This is a genomic window from Sulfurimonas limnophila, from assembly GCF_059705345.1.
The window spans coordinates 569,435-591,203 of the sequence record NZ_AP046127.1 but is presented as its reverse complement, the minus strand read 5'-3'; the positions used below and the strand labels follow the sequence as shown (position 1 = coordinate 591,203).

The 21,769-nt window shown below is 32.6% G+C and carries 25 protein-coding genes and 1 tRNA gene; 15 read left to right on the top strand and 11 right to left on the bottom strand.

Going from position 1 to position 21,769, the window contains the following annotated elements:
* Positions 1 to 129: 129 nt before the first annotated feature.
* From gyrA to AC6H33_RS03140, 10 genes are all read left to right on the top strand, one after another.
* Positions 130 to 2,613 carry a DNA gyrase subunit A gene (gyrA, locus tag AC6H33_RS03185; protein ID WP_497605523.1) on the top strand — a complete coding sequence of 828 codons (2,484 nt, stop codon included), beginning with the start codon at positions 130 to 132 and terminating at the stop codon, positions 2,611 to 2,613.
* Positions 2,614 to 2,658: 45 nt separating this feature from the next.
* Positions 2,659 to 3,255 (top strand): LPP20 family lipoprotein, encoded by a 597-nt coding sequence (locus AC6H33_RS03180; protein WP_497605522.1) that lies wholly within the window; start codon positions 2,659 to 2,661, stop codon positions 3,253 to 3,255.
* Positions 3,204 to 3,614, top strand: coding sequence for a hypothetical protein (locus tag AC6H33_RS03175; RefSeq protein WP_497605521.1), 411 nt, complete (start codon positions 3,204 to 3,206; stop codon positions 3,612 to 3,614). The genes AC6H33_RS03180 and AC6H33_RS03175 overlap by 52 nt, the downstream gene beginning before the upstream one ends.
* An 11-nt stretch (positions 3,615 to 3,625) precedes the next feature.
* Positions 3,626 to 4,780 carry a sigma-54-dependent transcriptional regulator gene (locus tag AC6H33_RS03170; protein ID WP_497605520.1) on the top strand — a complete coding sequence of 385 codons (1,155 nt, stop codon included), beginning with the start codon at positions 3,626 to 3,628 and terminating at the stop codon, positions 4,778 to 4,780.
* Between the two features lie 27 nt (positions 4,781 to 4,807).
* Entirely contained in the window at positions 4,808 to 5,842 is a 1,035-nt protein-coding gene (locus AC6H33_RS03165; RefSeq protein ID WP_497605519.1) for an aspartate-semialdehyde dehydrogenase, read from the top strand.
* A gap of 3 nt (positions 5,843 to 5,845) precedes the next feature.
* Positions 5,846 to 6,364 (top strand): YqhA family protein, encoded by a 519-nt coding sequence (locus AC6H33_RS03160; RefSeq protein WP_497605518.1) that lies wholly within the window; start codon positions 5,846 to 5,848, stop codon positions 6,362 to 6,364.
* Between the two features lie 19 nt (positions 6,365 to 6,383).
* Positions 6,384 to 7,415: a uroporphyrinogen decarboxylase gene (gene hemE / locus AC6H33_RS03155; RefSeq protein ID WP_497605517.1), complete on the top strand. Its 1,032-nt coding sequence runs from the start codon at positions 6,384 to 6,386 to the stop codon at positions 7,413 to 7,415.
* Complete coding sequence (locus tag AC6H33_RS03150) at positions 7,416 to 8,348, top strand: radical SAM protein (RefSeq protein WP_497605516.1); 933 nt, start codon at positions 7,416 to 7,418, stop codon at positions 8,346 to 8,348.
* Positions 8,349 to 8,404: 56 nt separating this feature from the next.
* Positions 8,405 to 8,479 (top strand) — tRNA-Asn (locus tag AC6H33_RS03145).
* A 74-nt stretch (positions 8,480 to 8,553) separates the two neighbouring features.
* Positions 8,554 to 9,786: a site-specific integrase gene (locus tag AC6H33_RS03140; protein ID WP_497605515.1), complete on the top strand. Its 1,233-nt coding sequence runs from the start codon at positions 8,554 to 8,556 to the stop codon at positions 9,784 to 9,786.
* Between the two features lie 69 nt (positions 9,787 to 9,855).
* Here AC6H33_RS03140 and AC6H33_RS03135 read toward each other — a convergent pair whose 3' ends face one another.
* Positions 9,856 to 10,290 carry a replication/maintenance protein RepL gene (locus tag AC6H33_RS03135; RefSeq protein ID WP_497605514.1) on the bottom strand — a complete coding sequence of 145 codons (435 nt, stop codon included), beginning with the start codon at positions 10,288 to 10,290 and terminating at the stop codon, positions 9,856 to 9,858.
* 708 nt (positions 10,291 to 10,998) lie between these two features.
* On the opposite strand from AC6H33_RS03135, the gene AC6H33_RS03130 reads away from it, so the two are divergent.
* The gene (locus AC6H33_RS03130; protein WP_497605513.1) at positions 10,999 to 11,373 is read left to right on the top strand and encodes a hypothetical protein; all 375 of its coding nucleotides are present in this window, start codon (positions 10,999 to 11,001) and stop codon (positions 11,371 to 11,373) included.
* Entirely contained in the window at positions 11,366 to 12,226 is an 861-nt protein-coding gene (locus tag AC6H33_RS03125; protein WP_497605512.1) for a hypothetical protein, read from the top strand. Before AC6H33_RS03130 ends, AC6H33_RS03125 begins: the two co-directional genes overlap by 8 nt.
* Here the strand turns inward: AC6H33_RS03125 and AC6H33_RS03120 are convergent.
* Positions 12,206 to 12,472, bottom strand: a complete 267-nt coding sequence (locus AC6H33_RS03120) for a hypothetical protein (RefSeq protein ID WP_497605511.1) — start codon at positions 12,470 to 12,472, stop codon at positions 12,206 to 12,208. The genes AC6H33_RS03125 and AC6H33_RS03120 overlap by 21 nt on opposite strands.
* 2 nt (positions 12,473 to 12,474) lie before the next feature.
* Positions 12,475 to 12,975, bottom strand: coding sequence for a CC0125/CC1285 family lipoprotein (locus AC6H33_RS03115; RefSeq protein WP_497605510.1), 501 nt, complete (start codon positions 12,973 to 12,975; stop codon positions 12,475 to 12,477).
* Positions 12,976 to 13,101: 126 nt separating this feature from the next.
* Here AC6H33_RS03115 and AC6H33_RS03110 point away from each other — a divergent pair, with 126 nt between their 5' ends.
* Entirely contained in the window at positions 13,102 to 13,287 is a 186-nt protein-coding gene (locus AC6H33_RS03110) for a hypothetical protein (RefSeq protein ID WP_497605509.1), read from the top strand.
* Between the two features lie 14 nt (positions 13,288 to 13,301).
* Here the strand turns inward: AC6H33_RS03110 and AC6H33_RS03105 are convergent, their stop codons facing one another.
* Genes AC6H33_RS03105 through AC6H33_RS03095 form a run of 3 tightly spaced genes read right to left on the bottom strand, consistent with a single transcriptional unit; the run spans position 13,302 to position 15,940 of the window.
* Positions 13,302 to 14,375 (bottom strand): tyrosine-type recombinase/integrase, encoded by a 1,074-nt coding sequence (locus AC6H33_RS03105; protein WP_497605508.1) that lies wholly within the window; start codon positions 14,373 to 14,375, stop codon positions 13,302 to 13,304.
* Positions 14,305 to 14,622, bottom strand: a complete 318-nt coding sequence (locus AC6H33_RS03100) for a helix-turn-helix transcriptional regulator (RefSeq protein ID WP_497605507.1) — start codon at positions 14,620 to 14,622, stop codon at positions 14,305 to 14,307. Before AC6H33_RS03100 ends, AC6H33_RS03105 begins: the two co-directional genes overlap by 71 nt.
* Positions 14,623 to 14,632: 10 nt before the next feature.
* Positions 14,633 to 15,940, bottom strand: a complete 1,308-nt coding sequence (locus AC6H33_RS03095) for a hypothetical protein (protein ID WP_497605506.1) — start codon at positions 15,938 to 15,940, stop codon at positions 14,633 to 14,635.
* A 1,278-nt stretch (positions 15,941 to 17,218) separates the two neighbouring features.
* On the opposite strand from AC6H33_RS03095, the gene AC6H33_RS03090 reads away from it, so the two are divergent.
* Complete coding sequence (locus tag AC6H33_RS03090) at positions 17,219 to 17,458, top strand: BrnT family toxin (RefSeq protein WP_497605505.1); 240 nt, start codon at positions 17,219 to 17,221, stop codon at positions 17,456 to 17,458.
* Positions 17,455 to 17,658 carry a hypothetical protein gene (locus AC6H33_RS03085; protein ID WP_497605504.1) on the top strand — a complete coding sequence of 68 codons (204 nt, stop codon included), beginning with the start codon at positions 17,455 to 17,457 and terminating at the stop codon, positions 17,656 to 17,658. Before AC6H33_RS03090 ends, AC6H33_RS03085 begins: the two co-directional genes overlap by 4 nt.
* 307 nt (positions 17,659 to 17,965) lie before the next feature.
* Here the strand turns inward: AC6H33_RS03085 and AC6H33_RS03080 are convergent, their stop codons facing one another.
* The 5 genes from AC6H33_RS03080 to AC6H33_RS03060 all read right to left on the bottom strand — a co-directional run bounded on the left by AC6H33_RS03080 (position 17,966) and on the right by AC6H33_RS03060 (position 21,764).
* Positions 17,966 to 18,214: an excalibur calcium-binding domain-containing protein gene (locus tag AC6H33_RS03080; protein WP_497605503.1), complete on the bottom strand. Its 249-nt coding sequence runs from the start codon at positions 18,212 to 18,214 to the stop codon at positions 17,966 to 17,968.
* A gap of 275 nt (positions 18,215 to 18,489) precedes the next feature.
* Positions 18,490 to 18,690: a hypothetical protein gene (locus AC6H33_RS03075; RefSeq protein WP_497605502.1), complete on the bottom strand. Its 201-nt coding sequence runs from the start codon at positions 18,688 to 18,690 to the stop codon at positions 18,490 to 18,492.
* A gap of 94 nt (positions 18,691 to 18,784) precedes the next feature.
* Complete coding sequence (locus tag AC6H33_RS03070; protein ID WP_497605501.1) at positions 18,785 to 20,443, bottom strand: secretin GspD/PilQ domain-containing protein; 1,659 nt, start codon at positions 20,441 to 20,443, stop codon at positions 18,785 to 18,787.
* A gap of 9 nt (positions 20,444 to 20,452) precedes the next feature.
* A complete protein-coding gene (locus tag AC6H33_RS03065) occupies positions 20,453 to 20,881 on the bottom strand; it encodes a hypothetical protein (RefSeq protein WP_497605500.1) in 429 nt (142 codons plus the stop codon).
* Complete coding sequence (locus AC6H33_RS03060; RefSeq protein ID WP_497605499.1) at positions 20,871 to 21,764, bottom strand: SAF domain-containing protein; 894 nt, start codon at positions 21,762 to 21,764, stop codon at positions 20,871 to 20,873. The genes AC6H33_RS03065 and AC6H33_RS03060 overlap by 11 nt, the downstream gene beginning before the upstream one ends.
* Positions 21,765 to 21,769: the final 5 nt, after the last annotated feature.

Genomic DNA, 21,769 nt, shown 5'->3' with positions numbered 1-21,769 from the left:
TATTGCAATAGATATTTGTAGAACTTATGAGTTGTCTATTTTTTTCCTATATTTTACGTAACTCTTAAGCCACATTGAGATACTATTCATGGAATTAATTTTTGAATTTAATAAGATTAGGTGTTTTATATGAGCAACTTGCTAAACAACGATAGTATACAAACCATAAATATTGAAGAGACGCTTAAAAGCAGTTATCTAGATTACTCAATGAGCGTAATCGTGGGTCGTGCACTTCCAGACGTTCGTGATGGACTCAAACCTGTTCACAGAAGAATCCTTTATGCGATGGATAAACTGAGCCTTTCTCATGGATCAAAATATAAAAAGTCGGCGCGTATCGTCGGTGACGTTATTGGTCAGTACCACCCGCATGGTGACACTGCTGTTTATGATGCACTTGTTCGTATGGCTCAACATTTTTCTATGAGAATGCAGTTGGTAGATGGTCAAGGAAACTTCGGTTCAGTAGATGGAGACAGCGCTGCTGCTATGCGTTACACTGAAGCAAGAATGACAAAGTATGCTGGAGAGCTGCTAAAAGATTTAGAAAAAAACACAGTAAACATGATAGATAACTACGACGGCACTACAAAAGAGCCCGATGTTATGCCAACTCGTGTTCCTAACCTCCTCATAAACGGTTCATCTGGAATTGCTGTTGGTATGGCGACAAACATTCCCCCTCACAATCCTCAAGAGATTATGATGGGATTAAAAGCACTACTTGCAAATCCTAATATTGAGCTTTATGAACTAATGGAGCATATAAAAGCACCAGACTTCCCAACTGGCGGAACTATTTTTGGCAAAAAAGGGATAATGGACGCTTACGCAACTGGCCGTGGTCGTATAAAAGTTCGTGCTAAAACTCATATTGAGAAAAAAGGCAATAAAGACGTTATCGTAATAGATGAACTTCCTTATCAAGTAAACAAAGCTCGTCTAATTGAAAATATTGCAAACCTTGTAAAAGACAAGATGATTGAAGGCGTTTCAGAAATCCGCGACGAATCAGACCGTGATGGTATCCGCGTTGTTATAGAGCTTAAAAAAGATGCTATGAGTGAGATAGTTTTAAATAATCTCTTCAAACAGACAAGCATGCAGGTTACTTTTGGAATCATCATGCTATCTATATTAAATCAAGAACCAAGAATTTTTGGAATTATTGATATACTAAAACACTTCATAAATCACCGTAAAACTATTATTATCCGTCGTACTATTTTTGATCTTGAAAAAGCAAAAGCAAGAGCGCACATATTAGAAGGTCTAAAAAAAGCTCTTGATATTATTGATGAGATTATCAGAGTTATTAAGTCTAGTAAAAATATAGAAGATGCTAGAGATAACCTAATATCAGAATTTGACTTTAGTATGCTACAAGCGCAAAGCATTGTAGATATGCGCCTTGGAAGATTAACAGGTCTTGAGCGTGAAAAAATTGAAAATGAACTTCTTGAGCTTATTAAACTTATTGAGTATTTAGAGTCAATCTTAAAAAGCGAAGAAGTTCTACACGGCATAATAGATCAAGAGTTTGATGAAATTTTATCTACTTACACAGATGTTAGAAGAACAGATATAGAAGATGATTATGATGATATCGACGTTGAAGACCTTATCCCTAATGAGCCGATGGTTGTAACAATTACACATAGAGGCTACATAAAAAGAGTTCCTCTAGCACAATACGAGAAGCAAAAAAGAGGCGGAAAAGGTAAAATCGCTGTTACTACCTATGAAGATGACTTTATAGAGAGATTCTTTACATGTAATACTCACGATACACTTCTTTTTGTAACTGACCGTGGACAACTTCACTGGCTTAAAGTTTATAAGATTCCAGAAGGAAGCAGAACAGCAAAAGGTAAAGCGGTTGTAAATCTTCTAAATCTTGTAGCAGACGAACAAATTCAGTCAATCAACCCAACAACTGACTTTAGTGAGAAAAAATCTTTAGTATTCTTCACTAAAAAAGGTGTTGTAAAGAGAACAAACCTAAGCGAATTCTCAAATATAAGAAGCAACGGCGTAAAAGCTATTTTACTCGATGATGATGACTCTATCATCACTGCAAAAATCGCAGATGAGAGCATAAAGTATCTATTTATAATGACTAAAATGTCTCAATGTATTAAATTTGATATGGAAAAAACAAGAGACCAAGGTAGAAATACCAGAGGTGTTAGAGGTATCAAGTTTAAACATGCAGAAGATGAAGTCGTTGATGCAAATATAATTGCTAATGATGAACAAGAAATTTTAGTTGTAAGTGAAAAAGGTATCGGTAAACGCACAGATGCTGGAGAGTATCGTTTAACAAATCGTGGTGGAAGCGGTGTTATAGCTATGAAGATGACTGCTAAAACTGGAAAAAATGTTGTCGGATGCCTTATGGTAGATGAAGAGATGGATATGATGGCACTTACTAAAGCTGGAAAAATGATAAGAGTTGATATGCAAACTATCTCTAAATCAAGCAGAAATACAAGCGGTGTTTATATCGTTAAAGGTGATGATGTTGCGAGTGTTTCTCGTTGTCCGAAACAGCCTTTAGATGATGACGAAGAAGATGACTCTCTATTTGAACCAACTGAGTTGGAATAGTAGTTGCTTAAGAAAAATTTATAAAACCATGACAAGGGACAAACAATGAGATATTCTATACTACTTACAATGCTTTTAACTGTTTCATCGCTTTTTGGAGCTGATAAAGTTCTTATAGTTGACACTACTGTTGTAGAGCAGACAAATGCCGAATTAGCAGCAGTTCGTGCAGAAGCTCTAAAAGCAAAAGAAGAAGCTCAAATCGCAACAATACAAGCTAATGAAGCAAGAGAAGAGAGTCAAAAAACTATGGACAAACTCGCTCAAGTAAAAGCTCAAAGAGAAGAAGAGTTAGCTACTATGGCAGCTCAAGAAGAGATTTTAAGACAAAATAAATCTATGCACGTCTCTGTTATTGGTCAAGGTGTTGCACCTATGAATACATCTTCTCCTGCTCAAGCTTATGCACTTGCAAAAAGAGCTGCAATCGCTGATGCATATAGAGCAATAGCTGAAAAAGTAAAAGGTGTTCGTGTTGATGGACAAGATACTATCAAAAATATGATGGTTCAAAAATCTACAATCCGTACATACGTTCAAGCGATAGTAAGAAATGCAGATATAGTTGAAACAACTTTTAAAGAGGGATTATGCGAAGTAGAGATGGAGATAGTAATTTCACACTCAGACTTTGCTCAATAATAGTTCTTTGCTCACTTTCGCTTAGTGCGAGTGAGTATCTTATCTCCTACAAATACATTGTCAAAGATGCCATCTTATACAATGAAACCCTTCTAATTTCAAAAAGTATGAAAAAATGCAGTGGTAAGCCATATTCAGAGCTTGTTCTAGATAATTATGGACAAAAAAATTTAAAAAAAATAATCTCTCAAAACTCAACTCTGTTTATAGACTATATTCATAAGCTTGGTCTTCATGTTGAACATAAAGAGATGACTGCAAATTTGCAAAACAGCTCAACTACTACTCTCACACTTAGAACAACTTGCTTCAAAGTCGATTTTAATGATAGTTTAGCTAGAATCTACCCTTTAAAATAAGGCAAAAATTAGTGAAAATTGCAATCGTTGAAGATGATATAAATATGAGAAAATCTCTTGAAATCGCGATGAGCGACTATAAAGAGTTTGAAATAAAAACATTTAAAAATGCAAAAGATGCACTAAAGAGTATTGATGAGAGTTTCAATCTCGTCATTACGGATATAAATATGCCAGGGATGGATGGAATAGAGTTTGTAAAAGCTTTGGATGGAAAATTTGAAGTCATTATAATGACTGGAAATGCAACTCTTCAAAGAGCTATTGAATCAATTCATCTTGGAGTCAAAGACTTTTTACTCAAGCCTTTTGATGTTGATACTCTAATATCCGCTATAAAAAGAGAAGACAAGATACAAAAAGTAAAAAAAGTAGTAAGTATAGAGCAAAGCAATACAGCTTCTAGTGGTTTTTTTGGAACTTCTAAAGCACTTGAATTATCTATAAATATTGCCTCAAAAGCAGCTAAAACAGACGCTAGTGTTTTACTTTTAGGTCAAAGTGGCGTTGGTAAAGAAGTTTTTGCCTCTTTTATACATAAACACTCCCTAAGAGCTAAAAAACCTTTTATTGCAATAAACATGGCGGCAATTCCAGATAACCTCATTGAGAGTGAGCTTTTTGGATTTGAAAAAGGTGCTTTTACTGATGCAAGTGAAGCAAAAGTTGGACAGTTTGAACTTGCAAACGGCGGAACTCTTTTTTTAGATGAGATTGCAGAGATGCCATATGGTGTTCAAGCAAAACTTCTTCGTGCTCTACAAGAAAAAGAGATTAGAAGACTTGGTTCTTCAAAGAGTATAAAAATTGATATCAGAGTTATTGCTGCTACAAATGCAGATTTAGAACAAAAAATCAGTGATGGCACTTTTAGAGAGGATTTATACTATCGCTTAAATACCATTCCAATAGTAATTGCACCTCTTGCGGAGAGAAAAGATGAAATTTTAGATATAGCTCAAAAGGTTTTGGAACAAAATTGTGTAAAATATGGTTTTGAATTAAAAAGTTTTTCGCAAGAGTCAAAAAAACAGCTCCTAGCTTATAGTTGGCCAGGAAATATAAGAGAGTTAATCTCCGTTGTTGAGAGAGCTGTAATACTCAGTGATACTGATGAAATCATTCCAGATGGACTCTTTTTAAGCTCAAGAGGTTTTAGTAAATAAAAATGTATAAATTTATAAGGATTGTATATGTCAAAAAAGTATAATGTAGCAGTTGTAGGCGCAAATGGAGCCGTTGGAGAAGAAATATTAGCAATTTTAGAAGAGGTAAATTTTCCAATAAACAAGCTTATTCCACTTGCTAGCTCAAGAAGTATTGGGAAAACAGTTTCATACGCAGGAAAAGATGTGGCTATCCAAGAGCTAACGGATACTGTTTTTGAAGAAGAAGATGTTGAGATAGCACTCTTTTCTGCAGGAGGAAGCGTAAGTGCTCAGTTTGCACCAGCGGCAGTAAAAGCAGGAGCTGTTGTAATTGACAATACTTCTCATTTTAGAATGGATGAAAATATTCCTCTTGTTGTACCTGAAGTAAATCCAGAAGATATTGCAAAATGGAAAAAATCTGGAATTATCGCAAACCCAAACTGCTCAACAATTCAAATGGTTCAAGCACTAAAACCTCTTGATGAAGCATATAGCATACTAAGAGTAGATGTTAGCACTTATCAAGCAACTTCTGGAGCTGGAAAAACTGCGATGGAAGAGCTAGTGGCTCAAATGCAATCATTTTTTGCATTTAAACTTGACGAAGCAGAAGTTAAAGCTTTTGCTCATAGAATCGCTCTAAATGTTATCCCTCAAATAGATAAATTTTTAGATAATGGCTATACAAAAGAAGAGATGAAGATGGTAAATGAGACAACTAAAATCATGCATAGAGAGATACCTCTAAGCGCTACTTGTGTACGTGTTCCTACTCTTCGCGGACATGCAGAAGCTGTGAGTGTAAAATTTGCTTGTGAAGTTGATGCAAATAGTGCAAGAAAAATTTTAGAAAAAGCACCAAATATTGTAATTCTTGACACTCCAGAAAAATCAATCTATCCGATGCCTTCTATCGCGCTAGAAAAAAATGAGACTTTTGTTGGACGTATTAGAGTAGACAACTTTGATAAAACTATACTTCATATGTTTATAGTAGCTGACAATTTAAGAGTTGGTGCTGCTACAAATGCTGTTCGTATTGCCCAAAAATGGGTAGAGATAGAAGAAGGAAAATAGATAATGTTAGAAAAACTTTTTGAAAAAGGTTTATGGAACTCAAGATTTATAATCCTTCTTGCTGTCTTTTTTGGACTAATTGGAGCAGTTTTACTTTTTATAGTTGCAAGTTTTGATATTTATGAAACAGCAAAGCATGTTCTAAATACTTATATTACGCATGAACATCCAGAACATTTTCACGAAGAGGTTGTTGGCGGAATCATAGGCGCAGTAGATCTTTATCTTATAGGCGTTGTAATGATTATCTTCTCTTTTGGTCTGTATGAACTTTTTATTTCAGATATAGATCCAGCAAAAGATGAGGATGGGTGTGAAAATCAACTATTAGCAGTTCATTCACTAGATCAACTTAAAGATAAAATATCTAAAGTTATCGTAATGGTTTTAGTTGTTGGATTTTTTCAAAAAGTAGGGCACACGGCATATAGTGGTGCTTTAGATCTACTATATTTGGCACTATCTATAACAGCAGTTTCCGTAGGTCTTTACTTTTTAAGTAAAGTCGGAAAAAGCCACTAAAAAAATATCAAGGATTAATATGAGTAAAATATTTGTAGATGCGTGTTTTGGCAAAGAGACTCCATACACACCAGTTTGGATGATGCGTCAAGCTGGTCGTTATCTTCCAGAGTATATGAAAGTTCGTGCACAAGCTGGTAATTTTCTAAACCTTTGTCATGACCCTAAAAAAGCTTGTGAAGTAACACTTCAGCCAGTAGACATTGTAGGAGTTGATGCGGCGATACTCTTTAGTGATATTTTGGTAGTTCCAAATGAGATGGGAATGGATTTGAAGTTTGTTACAGGAGAAGGTCCAAAATTTGATAATCCTATAAAAGATGAAGCAGACTTAGATAAGCTTATTGGCGGAGAAGAAGCCGCTTCAAAACTTACTTATGTTTATGACACTATCAAACTTATAAAAGAGCAATTAGCAGACGATAAGGCCTTAATAGGCTTTACTGGGGCTCCATGGACACTTGCTACATATATGATAGAAGGTGAAGGAACAAAAACATACAACATATGCAAGAAAATGATGTACTCAAATCCAAAACTTCTTCATAAGATACTTGCAAAAGTAACTGAAGTAGTAAAATTTTATATGGAAAAACAGATAGAAGCAGGAATAGATGTTGTTCAGATTTTTGACTCATGGGCAGCTGCTATTGAGCCTTCAAAATATGATGAATTTTCATGGAAGTATATGGTTGAAATTGCAGACTACTTAAAAGAAAAATATCCTCATATTCCTATCATAATGTTCCCAAAAGGAATACCTGCATTTTTAGATAAAGTGTATGGAAACTTTGAAGTCTTTGGAGTTGATTGGTCAACACCAATGGGCTTAGCAAAAGAGAAACTTGGAAGTCGCTATGTTCTTCAAGGAAATATGGAACCATGCAGACTATACTCAAAAGAGGCTACTACTGAGTGCGTAGAAGCTCTTCAAGAGATAATGGGCGGTAAAAGACATATCTTCAACCTTGGACACGGAATTCTACCTGATGTTCCAGTAGAGAATGCAAAACACTTTATCAAAGAGTGTCATAGAGTTAGTAAAAAATAATTGAAAACAATTTTTGGTCCTATAAACTCAAGAAGATTTGGTTCTTCTTTGGGTATAGATCTCTCCCCTGCCCTAAAACAGTGTAATTTTGACTGTCTTTACTGCGAACTAGCTCCTAGTGCAACAACGGATAAGCAGATAGAAGTTATAGAAGTATCGACTATTATTAATGAGCTAAAAACTCATCTAAATGATAAGATAGATGTTATAACCCTAACCGCAAACGGAGAACCAACTCTTTATCCATATCTTGATGAACTTATCGATGAGATAAACAAAATAAAAAACTCCACTCAAACACTCATACTAACAAACAGTGCAACACTAGTTGATGATAAAACTTTCTCTTTACTGCTAAAACTAGACCAAGTAAAACTCTCACTTGACGCTATAAGCTCGAGCATCTTTAAAAGAATAGATAGACCTCACAAAGATATAGATATAAACAAAATAGTTCAAAAAGTAGAAGAGTTTTCACACATATACAAAGGAAAACTCTTTATAGAGATACTATTTGTTCGTGGATTAAATGATACAAAAGAAGAGATATCTAAACTTAATGAAGTTTTATTAAAAGTAAAAGCAACCAGAATTGATTTAGGCACGATAGACAGACCTCCAGCCTATCCAGTTGAAGGGCTGAGCTACAAAGAGCTCTATGAAGCTTCACTTCAATTTGATAGCTCACTTCCTGTGCATTTAGCCTCACGAGTCCATGCAGAACCAAACAACACATTTTACAGCAATGAAGATATTTTAAACACACTTGATAAACGACCATTAACCATAGAAGATATAAATTTATTATTTGATGAGGATAGTAAAAAACGACTAGAGGAGTTGATTTCTAAAAAAACAGTTGTTACTAAAAAAATAGGCTCTTTAGAGTTTTATATACTTCACGATAATGAAAAAAGAAAACGCCTAAAATAGCGTCAAAACCTTGACTTTTTAAAGCTCATAAAGTATAATTCCGACCTATCAAACATTCCGAATTAGCTCAGCGGTAGAGTAGGTGACTGTTAATCACTTGGCCACTGGTTCGAATCCAGTATTCGGAGCCACAAGCTTCAAACCCCACAAAATAGGCACTTCCAGCGATTTTTTACAACCGAACTGCAAAAACTATGATACTTTTTTGAAAAAAAAAGATACTTCACACTTACGACTTTACAAAGTTGATACTACTTATTACTATCGTCGCAGAATTAAGCAAAAACTCATTAGAATATCCTTAAAAACTAAAAATATCAAAGAAGCACTAAAACGCAAAAAAGTTTTAGACTTATTGAATGGAGAAGAGATGTTTAAATTAGAGACAGCAGACTTTAAGCTTATGTTTGAGTACGACACAGAAGAAGAGCTTAAAACAGCACTTGAACACGCTATGCAAATGCAAATCGAAGCAAAAGTACAACGATTTAAAGAAGTTAAAAATCATATAAGCAATGCTGAAAATATGGCACTGCACGGAGCTTTAACTTTTAGTACATTGAGAGATAGATATATAGCACATAAAACGCAGGTAGGCAAAGTAGGTGCTGATAGCATAACAGCATATAATGCTACTTTTAATATGTTGATTGATTTCTTCAAAGATAAAGATATCAATAGTCTAAAAGTAGAGGACTTTGAAGCATTTCAGCATCATATAAAACATGTAACAAAAAGAAAAATTACTAATCTGACAGTTAATAAACACATTAACTATCTTAAGCAGTTTTTAGAACATGCCCTTAAAAGAGAATATATAGCTATTAATAGAGCAAAAGCAGTAGAGAGTTTAGACGAAACAGCAGACGCAAGAGCTCGTAAGCGTACGGTATTTAACTATACAAACGAGCAAGTGCACAGCATACTAAATCACAATTATAATGAACCACGTTTTAATGTACGCACAATCTTTTTAATTGCTTTGTATAGTGGTATGCGACAAGCTGATATCTACAATTTAACACGCGACAATATAAAGCAAGATAAAAACAATATATATTATTTTGATATTGAAGATGCAAAGAGTTTAGCAGGTATTCGCGAAGTTCCAATTCACGAAAATATTTTAGATGACGTTTTAGCATTTGATTTTTCTTCTTTAAAAAATATCGATATAAAATATTTTAGCAAGCGCTGTAGGCTTAATTTATACAATGTGATAACCCAAGGTGACGGCTATAATTTTCATACTTTTAGGGGCACGTTCATTGAGAAAATTTTAGAAACAAATGACAGAGAAGAAAAAATACTATCAATCACACAAGAGATAGTCGGACATGCAAAAGAAGATAAGGTAAGATTGACACGTGATGTATATGGTAAAAAATTTGCACTAAGTTTAAAAAAAGGTATAGTCAATTCTGTATCTTATCAATAATTTATATTCGCTTTGCTCCTTTTTTATCTCAAAATATTATCAAGCTTTAGTGTAAAGTTTTAACTTACACTAAGCCACTTTGATATTATTATAATCAGTTAAAAGCATTTGTCTCTTTTTTGACTTACCTTTTACTATGAGGCTTGGATTGATTTGGTAGACTCCATGCATAACCATTCTTACATAATCGAGCTCTTTCATAAGCCTTAAAGCTGATTTAACAGTGTTTTCACTTACCTTTATTTTTTTTGATATATCACTAACACTCCCTATGAAAATATTATCAGCATTTTTTTTCTCTAATATATGACAGAATACTTCAACTTTACCACCTCCGAGAGCTTTTAATAATTCGATTAAATCTTTTACCCATATTTTTTGAAAATTAAAATCTGTTTGCTCTTCTTCATTAATAACTTTAAACTTTTTAACTTCTCCAGTGCTTGAATCAGTATATTCCTCTGTACCTATAATCTTTTGTTTTGATTTTGTTTTTAAATTCATTCATGTAACTCCTTTATTTTAATATGTAAAAATTTTATACTAAATTTTTCAATTAATCTTATTTTTTTAAGTAAATTCAAAAATTTGCCCTAGGGCAAATTTTTGCCCCATTGCAGACTAATTTTTTATACCAATAAAATATAGAGAAAATACCGTGAATATAGGAATGAAAAAGGAATATTAAAAATATATTACTCTTATCTATATTCTAAGAACTTTTTTAGCCGTCTCTATTTCATAAATTGCTCGTCAATTTTGAGATAGTGACGGCGGAGAATAATTAGCTTATCAACTCCTAAGAATTGGAGTTTGCACCGCTTCATAACACATTCATGAGTATGTCATGAAAAATAATTTTACAATTCTTTTCAAGATTACATATATTTTTTAAACTCATTGCTATTACAGAGTATTACATTTTTACAAAGGAAGAATAATGAAGAAGAAAATAGGAATCGGTTTTACCGAATTGGTTTGGTATCCAGCAGTTAATGGACTTGTATCCGCAATAATTTCACAAGTGGTGCTAATGCACCTTTCTTAACACAACTATTGAACTGTAACGTCTATATCACTGTCGGGGGCTTCGCCCCTCTTAAATAGGTTTTCGTACTTTTACATTTAAAAGCACATATCTGAACAACAACCGAATAGACAAGTATATATCTCTTTTAGAGAACAAGATTAATCCATAATATGAGGTGTGAAATGAGATTATCAATCAATTATAAATTACGAGCGTCTAAGGTACTTAACTTCTCTATTGAAGAGGTAGAGGAATATGCAAAGCGTGTGAAAGGGCATTTAATCAAATGTATATGGGAGGACGACATAATTACAGTCAATCAGATTATCCAATCTATTTTTATCATTAAAGATATTCAGGATAAACAGATACAAAGAGAGGCTAAAGAGCTTCAAGTGAAAAACCCCATAGTAAGAAAGTATCTACACGATATAAAGCTCATGAATTATAATGGTTTAGGGGCTAATAGAATTTCTAAAGAGCTGAAAATAAAACATAATGTAAGTATATCTGCTTCAACAATTTATAGATATTTAAAGGGGTGTGATAATGAGTAATCTCAAGGGTGGAACATTTGAAAAACAAAAAAGAGATATGAACTTTAAATTATTTGCACTTGGAACTAAAAAAAATGACGATAGCCTAACCCATTCAGAAGCCCTATTAACTAAAAGAGATATGTATTTTCAAGATTTTGCGGACTATTTAGAATCAAATGGACAAGACGGAAAATTGAATCTACTCTTAAATGAAATAAATCTTAACGGCTTTTTGGATCAACGATTGAACGGATTAGCACTTTCTACCGTAGAAAACTATTTAAGCGGATTTAATAGCTTATTAAGGGCATTCAGAGGACTTAATATCACAATAGGAGTATCAGAAAATTATTTTAAAGATAAATTCAAGAATATAAAAAATTTATTACCTAAAAATCAAACTAAATACTCTCGAGGTTTACAGTCAGAAAATATTTTGGAAAAATTAAAGCAGGTAAGATATGAGAGTTTTGTTATTGGAAGATTAATGCTTACTCATGGATATAGAATAAGTGAGGCTATGGATATAGTAAAAGAACCTCATAAATATATCAAAGCTTTAAGAAATGGGGACCATAAGATTACTGGTGTTGTTGGTAAAGGTGGAAAAATTTATCATGATAAGATTATCAGCCATAAAGATAGAGAACTTATTCTGAAGATGAAGAAGATACCTTCGAAACAGTCTTTTAATAGAGATTTAAAACAGCTGGATACAACTTTACGAGCTCATGATTTCCGTTATCAATATGCTAAAAATTTATTCAATGAAAAATTGAATAAACTTGGATATGATAGAGCGATTGAAATCGTGTCAAAATCGCTCAATCATAATCGAACAGAAATAAGCTTATACTACATTAAAAGCTAATTCTCGTAATTTAGGCTCATTTAATGAGTTATATTTATTGTACACATATTTAGACAATTTAGCGACGTGTGTAACTTTACCTATTCCTTGAATAGCTTTAAAGTTACCTAATCTATATCCTAAACTACCAACTGTAACTCCAATTTGTTCTGCTATGTCATTTTTTTTGTACGGTATATTTTCATATCCATATAAAACAATATATAAAACTTTGATATCGTCATCTTCTTGCCAGTTATGAGCCATAATTAATCTTTTATATCATATTTTGTTTTGATTGATTTTGAAATAAATTCAGCCTCATATATAACTGTATTTAGATTAGGCTTATCTTTAAAACATTGTATAGTATTGTCAGTGCTTGGTCTTTGAAAATAAATAGTATTGCCTCCACTGCTTGTTGTATTAGCAATACCATATGTCTGATTTGCATATGTATTTGCTTGGAATGTAGTATTATATGTTTTTGGGGAAGTATGAGAACTATAGTCAATATATTTTTCTGAATTTAATATAATAAAGTATTTATAGCCATTATTTAATGTTAGTTCTGCTGAACGTAATAAAGCTAATTCTGACGCTTTTTCTCTTGAAGTATATCCATTACCCTTGAATGAAACATTAAAAGCATTATGACTCAGTTGAGTTTCACTAAAACCACCAGTAAACCCAACAGGTTGATATTTTGTAGAACAGCCAATAAAAAATAACCCAAACAAGGCTATTAGCAAGTATTGAAAAACAACCATTAAACACTACCTCATAATACTAATTAACAATATAATATCAAAAAATTTATTAAATATGGCTACCGTTATACATTCTATATAAAATTATGTTAGACTACTACAAGTATGATACACGAAGGAGAAATTATGATACTAAAATCCGAAGCCAAAGAGTTAGAAGCCCTTATTCACGGTATTGTACAAAATTATTTTTCGAATCCAGTATTCGGAGCCACCCTTTTTAAAACCCCTAAAACACGATATTTCAGAGCTTTAAAAATCTATGGTAGCTATATGGTAGCTAAAATATTTTTCAAGTATTACTTTTTATAATACCACCACTACTTCTAAAACAATCCAATTGATTTATCAATCTTTCTTACCTCTGATGGAATGAACTTGTTGTACTTATGTATCAACATTTCAATATTTGTATGCCCCATCATTTGGGCTATATGATTTATACTGAACTTTCCGCTTGATAACATCATAGTGGCAAAGCTTGAGCGCGTATCATATAATCTTTGGTATGAGAGCCCTACTTTTTCGAGTAGTCTGCTCCAGTGATAATCTCTTATACGGTTTCCGTCGTTAAACGGAGTTCCATACATTGATATAAAAACATATTCACTCTTAGAGTAGGTAAGCTCATATTGACTTTTTAAATATGGAAGAAGCTCATCAAATATTGGAACTACTCTATTGCTCTTTTGAGTTTTAGGAGTAACATCTTTTCCATATCTTCTTGAGCGTTTTACTTCCAACTCCTGAGAGTTAAAGTCTATATCTTCCCATTTAAGAGCAACAGCCTCGCCAGTTCTAAGCCCAGTGAAGAAAGATAGAGCTAGAAAGTTTTTAAACCACTCATCTTGTGCATTTTCAATAAGCATTTTTATTGTATCAACACTAAATGGCTTTGCGCTGCCCTGCTCTTTTTTTGGTCGTCTTATATAAGCAAATGGATTTTTATCTACCGCTTCATCATAAAATGCTTCTTTAAAGATAGCACTAAATATATTTGCAATATATATTGCAGTCGCACTGCTCCTATTATTTATCCAGTAGTTATACCACTTTTTTATCTCTGATAGTTTGATAGAGCTTATATCCCTATCTCCAAAGAGAGGTAAAATCTGATTATGAATAATCGAGTAATACCTTATATATGTGGACTCCTTGACAAGAGCATTCTTAGTTTTTAAAAATAGCTCTGCATAAAAAGCAACCGTTCTTATATCTTTTTTAGGAGATATATCAATTTGGTTTGTTTGAATTTGAAATAACACATTAGGGAGAAGGTCGTTCTCCACTAACTTTCGATTTTTAGCATTATCATCCAGTCCAGTAGGTTTAATAACCCTCTGTCCTTTGTGATATATACTTAGATAGAGTTTGTTGTTTTTGGCATAAAGGCTTGCCATCAGCACTTCCTTTCGCCCTAATCCACTTATCTATCTCTAATCTATCAAAGAGCATTTTAGACTCTCCTATCTTAAAGTAATGTTTACTCTCTTCAAACTCCCCATTATAGAGCTTTTGTTTGATGAAGCTTTCACTTACTTTTAGATAGTTTGATAGCTCTTGACGAGATAAATAGGGTGAGCTAGATTGTATGAGCATATCTTTTATCATTGGGAGCAATTCCAAGTATTCATATTTTATGTCCATCTATTGCCACCTAAAAAACGCATTCAAGCGGTTTATCAATACCGCGAGATTTTAATTCAAGATGTACCAACTGATGTCTTTTTATCAATATATTCAAATCTAAATCAGGTTTTTTCATATCTTCTTCTAGTATATAAAGATATTTTTCTAAATCTAAATTGCTAAGACTTTTTATGTTTATCTCTATTGACGGATTATTAAAATCAATACAGCCGTTTTCTATTGCAGGTGTCATACCTGAATATGCAGATTTTTTTATTTTATTAAATTTCTCTAGCACTTCACTATAAAACTGCTCATCTACTACGATATTATGAATATATGCTTTTCTTGCCAGTGCATACTGCTCTTCCATAGCTTCTTCGATTGTGTATCTGTAGCTTTTGCGTTTAATTCTTTCAAGCGGTGCTTCAAGTGCTAAAAAATCTTTTAGCTTGTAAGAGGCGTTTAGATGTTCCCATAACGGATGAGTTGAAGCTCTGTTTTTATTTTTAGAATCAATTGTGTTATCCGTAATAGTTGATAAATCAACTAATCTAATAGCATTTAGAGAATCTTGAAATAAAAGCTCGCCTCTTTGGAGTAAATCATCAACCGTATCAATTTTAAAACTTTTAAAATAGTCTCTGTGCATTTCAAACTCTATATTGAATACATTTTCTAGTGAGCCAAAACCGTTATTTAAAAAATACTCATACATCATCTCTTTTTTCTTAGAGTTCTTAAGCTCCTCGATTTTATTGTATAAACGGAGTAAAAAAGGTTTTTTACCTATATAGAGAGTTTCAAGTTTATGTTTGGAAGCTACTTCTTTGAAAATTGATGTATAGCTTCTTTTTCTAGCTACAAACATCTCTTTAGAGATCCAAGATAAGTCAGATTGTACAAAGATATTCAAATCAACTCTTGTCAAAGGTTTATAGCCCGTTATAAAACCTACAAGCAAATCATCAACATATCGAAGAAGCGTTTTTAAACCTATCGTATAAATGCCGTTTGCATTTAGTTGAAGTTGTATATCGTTTAAGCCTCTGTTTGTGAGGTGGTCTTTAAAACCGATAGTAAAATACTCATCTATGTGAGTAAACCAGAAAAATCCTTGTGCCTTGCCGTTAAAAGTAAAAGCTTGTTTATTGATTTGAATTTTTATGTCTTTGTTAGAGTATGTTATATCTCTCTTTTCAAATCTGCCTTTTACGTCTTCTAACTGGTCTAATATATCTAAGAATAAATCATCATACAAATCATTAGATTCATAAAAATAGTAAAGCGTATCTATCCCAGATATTATGTTTGGAGCGTTATAAATATTATTCATTTTAAATCCTTGTGAGGTTAAGAAGGGGGTGTTACTAAGAACCCCGCCGACTTGACAAAAAGATAGACTAAGAAACAACAAACCGCTTTGCAGTGCCAAAGGCACATGGACGCGGTTTTAGTGTTCTAAGCTATCGCCTCGCAAAAAGATTATTGAAAAACTCTGATTCTCTAGCTCGTTGATACCCCATTTATCATCCTGATAAATGTGGCTTAAAATTGCAGATGTACCATTTTTAGGATATAAGAATATTTTTTCAACAGTAAAGAATTGAGATGTTTATTTTTTATTTGATTTGATTTTTTATGATGGTAGTTTGTAGCTTTTAGATATTTTATGGCTTATCTTTTGTCTTCTCTGATGCACTTTGGCTTTTTTATGACTTTGTGTTGCCTATTACTATTTTACGCTTTTTATAACCTAATTTATAATTATTTTCTCTTTGAAACTCCAATAATTTTTTGGTAGTACACTTTGTACTTGCTGAAATGATATGTATTTTTATATATTTTGTCAAGTGTGAAATAGACAGCTAGTTTACTCCATAAATCACGAGGTTTTAGAAACCAAAAATACACACTTTGTTTTTTTAGCTTATAGCAATGCTCTTAAATTATATATTCTAGACTAGCTACTCGGTAGCTAAAGTAATGTCTTTTAATGTCTTATTTTGATAGATTAGAGTTTCAAAAGTGGCTATTTTGGGCTTTTTAGTTTATTTTAAGATTTTCCAGTATTCGGAGCCATATCTTCTATAACCCCATAAATACGGTCTTCCAAAACAATAAATTTACTCGGTGTGCCCAAATGTGCCTTTAGATATTACCTAAAAAAGAAGCTCTTTTAATATCTTCTCTTTTTCGATATTTAGCATACATCTGCAAAGTCATAGATGAGTCTGTATGACCTAACATATTTGACACCCATAATATGTCTTCGTTATTTTCTATCATTATGGTTGCGAAAGAAGGTGTAAACGCTTACATGTACAAATATAATTTTAAGAGATTTCATTCAAGCATAGGTTATAAAAAACCAATGAATCTCTATCTTGAATATTTAAAAAGTGTAGTATAAAGTAGCAACTAGAGGTGGAAATTAATTAAGCTGAAAAGTTGTCTTGATTTTTCAGGCCATTATATAATTAAATAAAATAACTTTCTCTTCATTTTGTCTGATTTATTGTAGACGCAAGTTAATACTATTTTACGATACAATAACATTATGAAGTTTGAATGGGATCCCAAAAAAGAAAAATCTAATATAAAAAAACATAAAGTGACGTTTGAAGAAGCTGCTTATGTTTTTAGCGATAAATATTCACTAACTCTTTTTGATAATGAACACTCAGAAGATGAAGAGAGATGGATATTGTTGGGGAAGTCTTTAAATGATATAGTGCTTGTGGTAATTCATACATTTAGAGATAAAGATGGCATTGAAATAGTTAGAATTATATCTGCTAGGAATGCTACAAAAAAAGAGCAAAAAATTTATGATGAAAGGTGTCCGTTATGAAAAAAGAGTATGATTTTACAAATGCAGAACAAGGTAAATTCTATAGACCGTTAAATGAATTAGATATTCCAATATATTTAGATGATGATGTAAAAAGATTTTTTATGGACAAAATAAAAAGTACAAAAGATTTTTCGTTAAACACTATTATCAACTCATTATTAAAACAAGATATTGAGATTTCTAAAAAACTAGCTTAGCTTTTCGGTGCTGTCTCGGTGCCAGATATTAATATCAAAGCTAAGTTATGTAATAAATTTATATTTTGAAAACTCCGTAAATGCGGTAATTTGTGGTATTATCTAGCCTTAAAAGTTAGCTCCAGTATTCGGAGCCATATCTTCTATAACCCCATAAATACGGTCTTCCAAAACAATAAATTTACTCGGTGTGCCCAAATGTGCCTTTAGATATTACCTAAAAAAGAAGCTCTTTTAATATCTTCTCTTTTTCGATATTTAGCATACATCTGCAAAGTCATAGATGAGTCTGTATGACCTAATATATTTATAAATCTGTATCGTTTCTATATAGTTTAGTATCTTTTTTCTTTTTAGACGTACAGAATTGATTTTCACATGGGATGCCGTCATTATCACCATCCATTTTAGTATTTGGACAGTTTTTTAAAAAGAATTTAGCTTCATCACATGATTTCATTTGAGAGCAGTGTTCTCTACCATCACATCTATATTTACTATTTGATGCATTTAAGCTTATAGCAAATACAATTAACAAAAATGCAACTTGTTTCATATTGCCTCCAACGATTATAAATCTACATTATTATACTGAATGTTCAGTTTTGATACACTTTGGTGTATATGCTAAAGTCATTGCTTAGTCTGAATAGCTAACATGTCTAACATTAAAAGAGTGCTTTTACAAACTATCAAAAGATATTCAAGAGCAGTTTAAGTTATTTTAGTATGAAGAGTGTATGTTAAAACTAAGAATAGAGCTATTATAAAAAATTTAGGAAAATAAAATTTTACAATGGAAGTTAAATCCATTGTAAAAATAGCGTTTAATTATGGTGTTGGTGTTGTAGCTGCCGTTGTAGCACTCGTAATTGCAGTAGCAGCAGAATCTTGAATATCATTAGAAGATTTTGTCATAAATGTTTGCACTCCCGCAACCAAACCAACACCAACTATAACCAACAAAAGAGCAACTAAAACACCACTCATACCTTTTTGAGACTTAAGACGATTTTTGAAACTTTTGAACATGTTTTTCAACCTTTTTGTTATTTTTATGTTATAAGTATATCAACTTTTCTTATAAAATGCAAGTAAATATACGAGATTTAACTATTTGTATTTATTATAACTCTTTTGTGTATTTTTTAGATATCCATAGTTCTTTACTTGATGCTACACACTCATTCAAACAGTCATCTTTTACCCTTAGCCACGTAATTCCATCGTGTTCTTCTTGCGTGCTTACTGTAAAGCTATGCCCTTTTGCCCAGATAGAAGATTTAGCTCCATTCATAGGCTTATCTCTTAGAAAAATCTTGTCACTTATAACCTCGTATTTTTTTTCTTCATTAACTTCTACTTTAACTTCATCTCGAACCTGTACTTGAGGCTTGTCTACAACCACCTGAGAGCTATCTTCTTCGGCCTCTATAATTACCAAGGGTTCATTTATCTCAACTGTTTTAGTTTGTACTCCTACACTCTTTTGAGCTTTTATACTATTTGTATCTATCATATTCTCATGAAATTTTAAAGTTTCATTTTTAAAATCACTGTAAAAGTTTGTATCGTTAATATCTTCATTTGCATCAACAATTTCTGGAACAAGAAAAAATAGAAGATCATTATTCTTTTTCATAGTTCTCTTAGTTTTAAATAGCTCTCCAAAAAGAGGAATATCTCCTAAGAGAGGAATTTTATCTTCATATTTCAACTCTTCTGTGTGCAATCTTCCACCCAGAACAATCACCTGTTTTGATTTTGCCACTATGTCCGTGTCTATATTCTTACTTACAAAAGATGGAACGAAAGTATTTTCTCCTAGTTGCACATCATGTTCATGGTTAGTGTCAAATTCACTATCTTTTATCTGAATATCCATATGCATAAAATCTTCTTTTTCCATAAACGCTGTTTTTAGTGTAAGTCTAAGTCCATACTCTTTTTCTTCAAGTTGAATCGTTGGAAGTCCTGTTGAGTTTTGTGTCAAGCCAATAGGTACATACACCTCGCCACCCACATGAAAACTTGCATTATTCTCTTCTGTAGTAATTAACACTGTGTCATCAAGTATAGTTGCGACACCTTTTTCTTCTAGAAACTTCAATGTTCCTACCACAGAGTTTCCTGTCTTAGCTGTATACTCTGCCGTATGATCGAGTAAAAATCCACTAAATGTAGCACCAGTAATGGCATCTGGATTTATTGAGAGATTTGCATATTTGTTAAAAATACCAATACCTGTCACACCTCCGAGCTCTTTAGCTTTGTTGTTGTTTACCTCTACAAGATAAAGTTTTGTACGAATCATCTTATTTACTTTAGTTGTTTGTGTTAAATCCATAAGTGTCGTTTCATCTATGCCACCACTCACCAAAAGATTCATAATCTTCATTTTTTGATGAGGATCATTAAATGTTCCTGAGATTACTGTTGAAGAGTTTCCAACCTTACTAAGTCTGAGATTTGGCTCAATAGCATTAATCATCTTTTGCAAATACCCAAGATTTTGATTTACATAAATATGAAAATCATCAATGCTTCCATCTCTATAAAGAACCAACATTGAGGTATTGCCACTTTTTTTACCGAAAAGTTTCAGTATTGTTTGCGAAGAAGTTGATTCATTTAAAAGAGATATATTAAGAAGTTCTTGATTCCCAACTATGATTTTTTTGACTTTTTTCTCAAGTTCTAAAACTTTATACTCATTTTCAAACACTACAATATCATCTGCTAAAAGCGATAAACATATACTCAGCAGTAAAATAATTTTTTTCATTTTTTCTCCTTAATTGCACACTAAGTTTATAGTTGCGTTTTGTTCATGATAAGAGTATGTCACCATAGTCGCATTCATGGTTTTGTCTTTTAAATAGACCCCGTTGTATGTATAACTTGCATTAACAATTATAATATCCTTTGCTGTTCCATCACCCACTCTGCTACCGCTCAGAGTAACTGCCGTATCTTTTGGACAGTATGAAGAGAGGAGTGTTTGCAAACTTGAGTCGCTTGGACTGCTTGATAAATCCGTAATATTATTCATCTTAGCCGTAGCAAGAGATGTCATTAACTTTAGGTTGTTATCTATTCTCATAACAGCCCAGTAGTCGATAAGCAGAGTTACAATAAAAGCAATCGTTGGTAAAACAACCAACAAAACTGCCATTATTTGAGCAAGACCAAAGCCACCTCTCCAATCTCTTCTATTGTTCATAGACAATGCTCACATGGTTATTAACAAGGTGTTTTACTTGAGGTGTATGCACTGCTTTAGTATTTCTTTGCGCATCTAATGTGAGCTCTTTTTTATAATTTTGAATCTCTTTATTACTATTATCTGCACATTTTATCATCCATAAATGCCCTTTATTTTGTTCATTATAGACACGGTTATTATTAATATTTTGAACTGTATAGTAAAGCTTCAAAAAGTTTTTAATCTCTTTTGGCTCCATTTGCAGAACAAGGCTTCCTGGAACACTTACTGGCTTAAGCTTACTTTTTTCATCCTGAACCTCTGTAAAAGGAAAAGTAATAGAACCAATCTGAACATGAAGAGCGATATATTTGGTAGAAAATTCATACTCATTATCCGCCCCTCTTGTTGGCATAACCGAAACAATATCTATATAATCACCTTTTTTCAAAGAGTTATCAATATTTTGAAACAGGTCCATAGCCATTGATAGTGTGTCGCTCCCTAGCATTTGTACTTCTGTCTCTTTTTGTCCTGAAGAGTTAGTATCTAATGCAGAAGAGGTAAGCTTATCATCCTGAGGTTTTTGTAAAGTGAGCTTCTCTATACGAAAAGGCTCATTTTTAAGTATATCTGTCGCTGCATATCGGCCCATTATCTCCTCTTGTGTGAGTGCTTGAGCACCTATATAACTCTTAGGAAGATTTGCTAAGAGCATATTTTCAGCATTCAACATCTCTCCTTTTTTAATATCTTTAACGCTTACATATACAGCAACATTCTCTTCTTGGTTTTTACTGATTCTGCTCTGCTTTGTATACATCAAAAATGCTATTGATGACGTAAACACTATCAAAGAGAGCAGAATTCCTACTAAAATTTTGGTTTTTTTATCTCGCATACCCT

What these genes read in the sequence shown, in the direction of transcription:
- gyrA (WP_497605523.1), top strand. Translation starts at nt 130, where the DNA reads ATGAGCAACTTGCTAAACAACGATAGTATACAAACCATAAATATTGAA.
- AC6H33_RS03180 (WP_497605522.1), top strand. Translation starts at nt 2,659, where the DNA reads ATGAGATATTCTATACTACTTACAATGCTTTTAACTGTTTCATCGCTT.
- AC6H33_RS03175 (WP_497605521.1), top strand. Translation starts at nt 3,204, where the DNA reads ATGCGAAGTAGAGATGGAGATAGTAATTTCACACTCAGACTTTGCTCA.
- AC6H33_RS03165 (WP_497605519.1), top strand. Translation starts at nt 4,808, where the DNA reads ATGTCAAAAAAGTATAATGTAGCAGTTGTAGGCGCAAATGGAGCCGTT.
- AC6H33_RS03160 (WP_497605518.1), top strand. Translation starts at nt 5,846, where the DNA reads ATGTTAGAAAAACTTTTTGAAAAAGGTTTATGGAACTCAAGATTTATA.
- hemE (WP_497605517.1), top strand. Translation starts at nt 6,384, where the DNA reads ATGAGTAAAATATTTGTAGATGCGTGTTTTGGCAAAGAGACTCCATAC.
- AC6H33_RS03135 (WP_497605514.1), bottom strand. Translation starts at nt 10,290, where the DNA reads ATGAATTTAAAAACAAAATCAAAACAAAAGATTATAGGTACAGAGGAA.
- AC6H33_RS03130 (WP_497605513.1), top strand. Translation starts at nt 10,999, where the DNA reads ATGAGATTATCAATCAATTATAAATTACGAGCGTCTAAGGTACTTAAC.
- AC6H33_RS03125 (WP_497605512.1), top strand. Translation starts at nt 11,366, where the DNA reads ATGAGTAATCTCAAGGGTGGAACATTTGAAAAACAAAAAAGAGATATG.
- AC6H33_RS03120 (WP_497605511.1), bottom strand. Translation starts at nt 12,472, where the DNA reads ATGGCTCATAACTGGCAAGAAGATGACGATATCAAAGTTTTATATATT.
- AC6H33_RS03115 (WP_497605510.1), bottom strand. Translation starts at nt 12,975, where the DNA reads ATGGTTGTTTTTCAATACTTGCTAATAGCCTTGTTTGGGTTATTTTTT.
- AC6H33_RS03110 (WP_497605509.1), top strand. Translation starts at nt 13,102, where the DNA reads ATGATACTAAAATCCGAAGCCAAAGAGTTAGAAGCCCTTATTCACGGT.
- AC6H33_RS03105 (WP_497605508.1), bottom strand. Translation starts at nt 14,375, where the DNA reads ATGGCAAGCCTTTATGCCAAAAACAACAAACTCTATCTAAGTATATAT.
- AC6H33_RS03100 (WP_497605507.1), bottom strand. Translation starts at nt 14,622, where the DNA reads ATGGACATAAAATATGAATACTTGGAATTGCTCCCAATGATAAAAGAT.
- AC6H33_RS03095 (WP_497605506.1), bottom strand. Translation starts at nt 15,940, where the DNA reads ATGAATAATATTTATAACGCTCCAAACATAATATCTGGGATAGATACG.
- AC6H33_RS03085 (WP_497605504.1), top strand. Translation starts at nt 17,455, where the DNA reads ATGAAAAAAGAGTATGATTTTACAAATGCAGAACAAGGTAAATTCTAT.
- AC6H33_RS03080 (WP_497605503.1), bottom strand. Translation starts at nt 18,214, where the DNA reads ATGAAACAAGTTGCATTTTTGTTAATTGTATTTGCTATAAGCTTAAAT.
- AC6H33_RS03075 (WP_497605502.1), bottom strand. Translation starts at nt 18,690, where the DNA reads ATGTTCAAAAGTTTCAAAAATCGTCTTAAGTCTCAAAAAGGTATGAGT.
- AC6H33_RS03070 (WP_497605501.1), bottom strand. Translation starts at nt 20,443, where the DNA reads ATGAAAAAAATTATTTTACTGCTGAGTATATGTTTATCGCTTTTAGCA.
- AC6H33_RS03065 (WP_497605500.1), bottom strand. Translation starts at nt 20,881, where the DNA reads ATGAACAATAGAAGAGATTGGAGAGGTGGCTTTGGTCTTGCTCAAATA.
- AC6H33_RS03060 (WP_497605499.1), bottom strand. Translation starts at nt 21,764, where the DNA reads ATGCGAGATAAAAAAACCAAAATTTTAGTAGGAATTCTGCTCTCTTTG.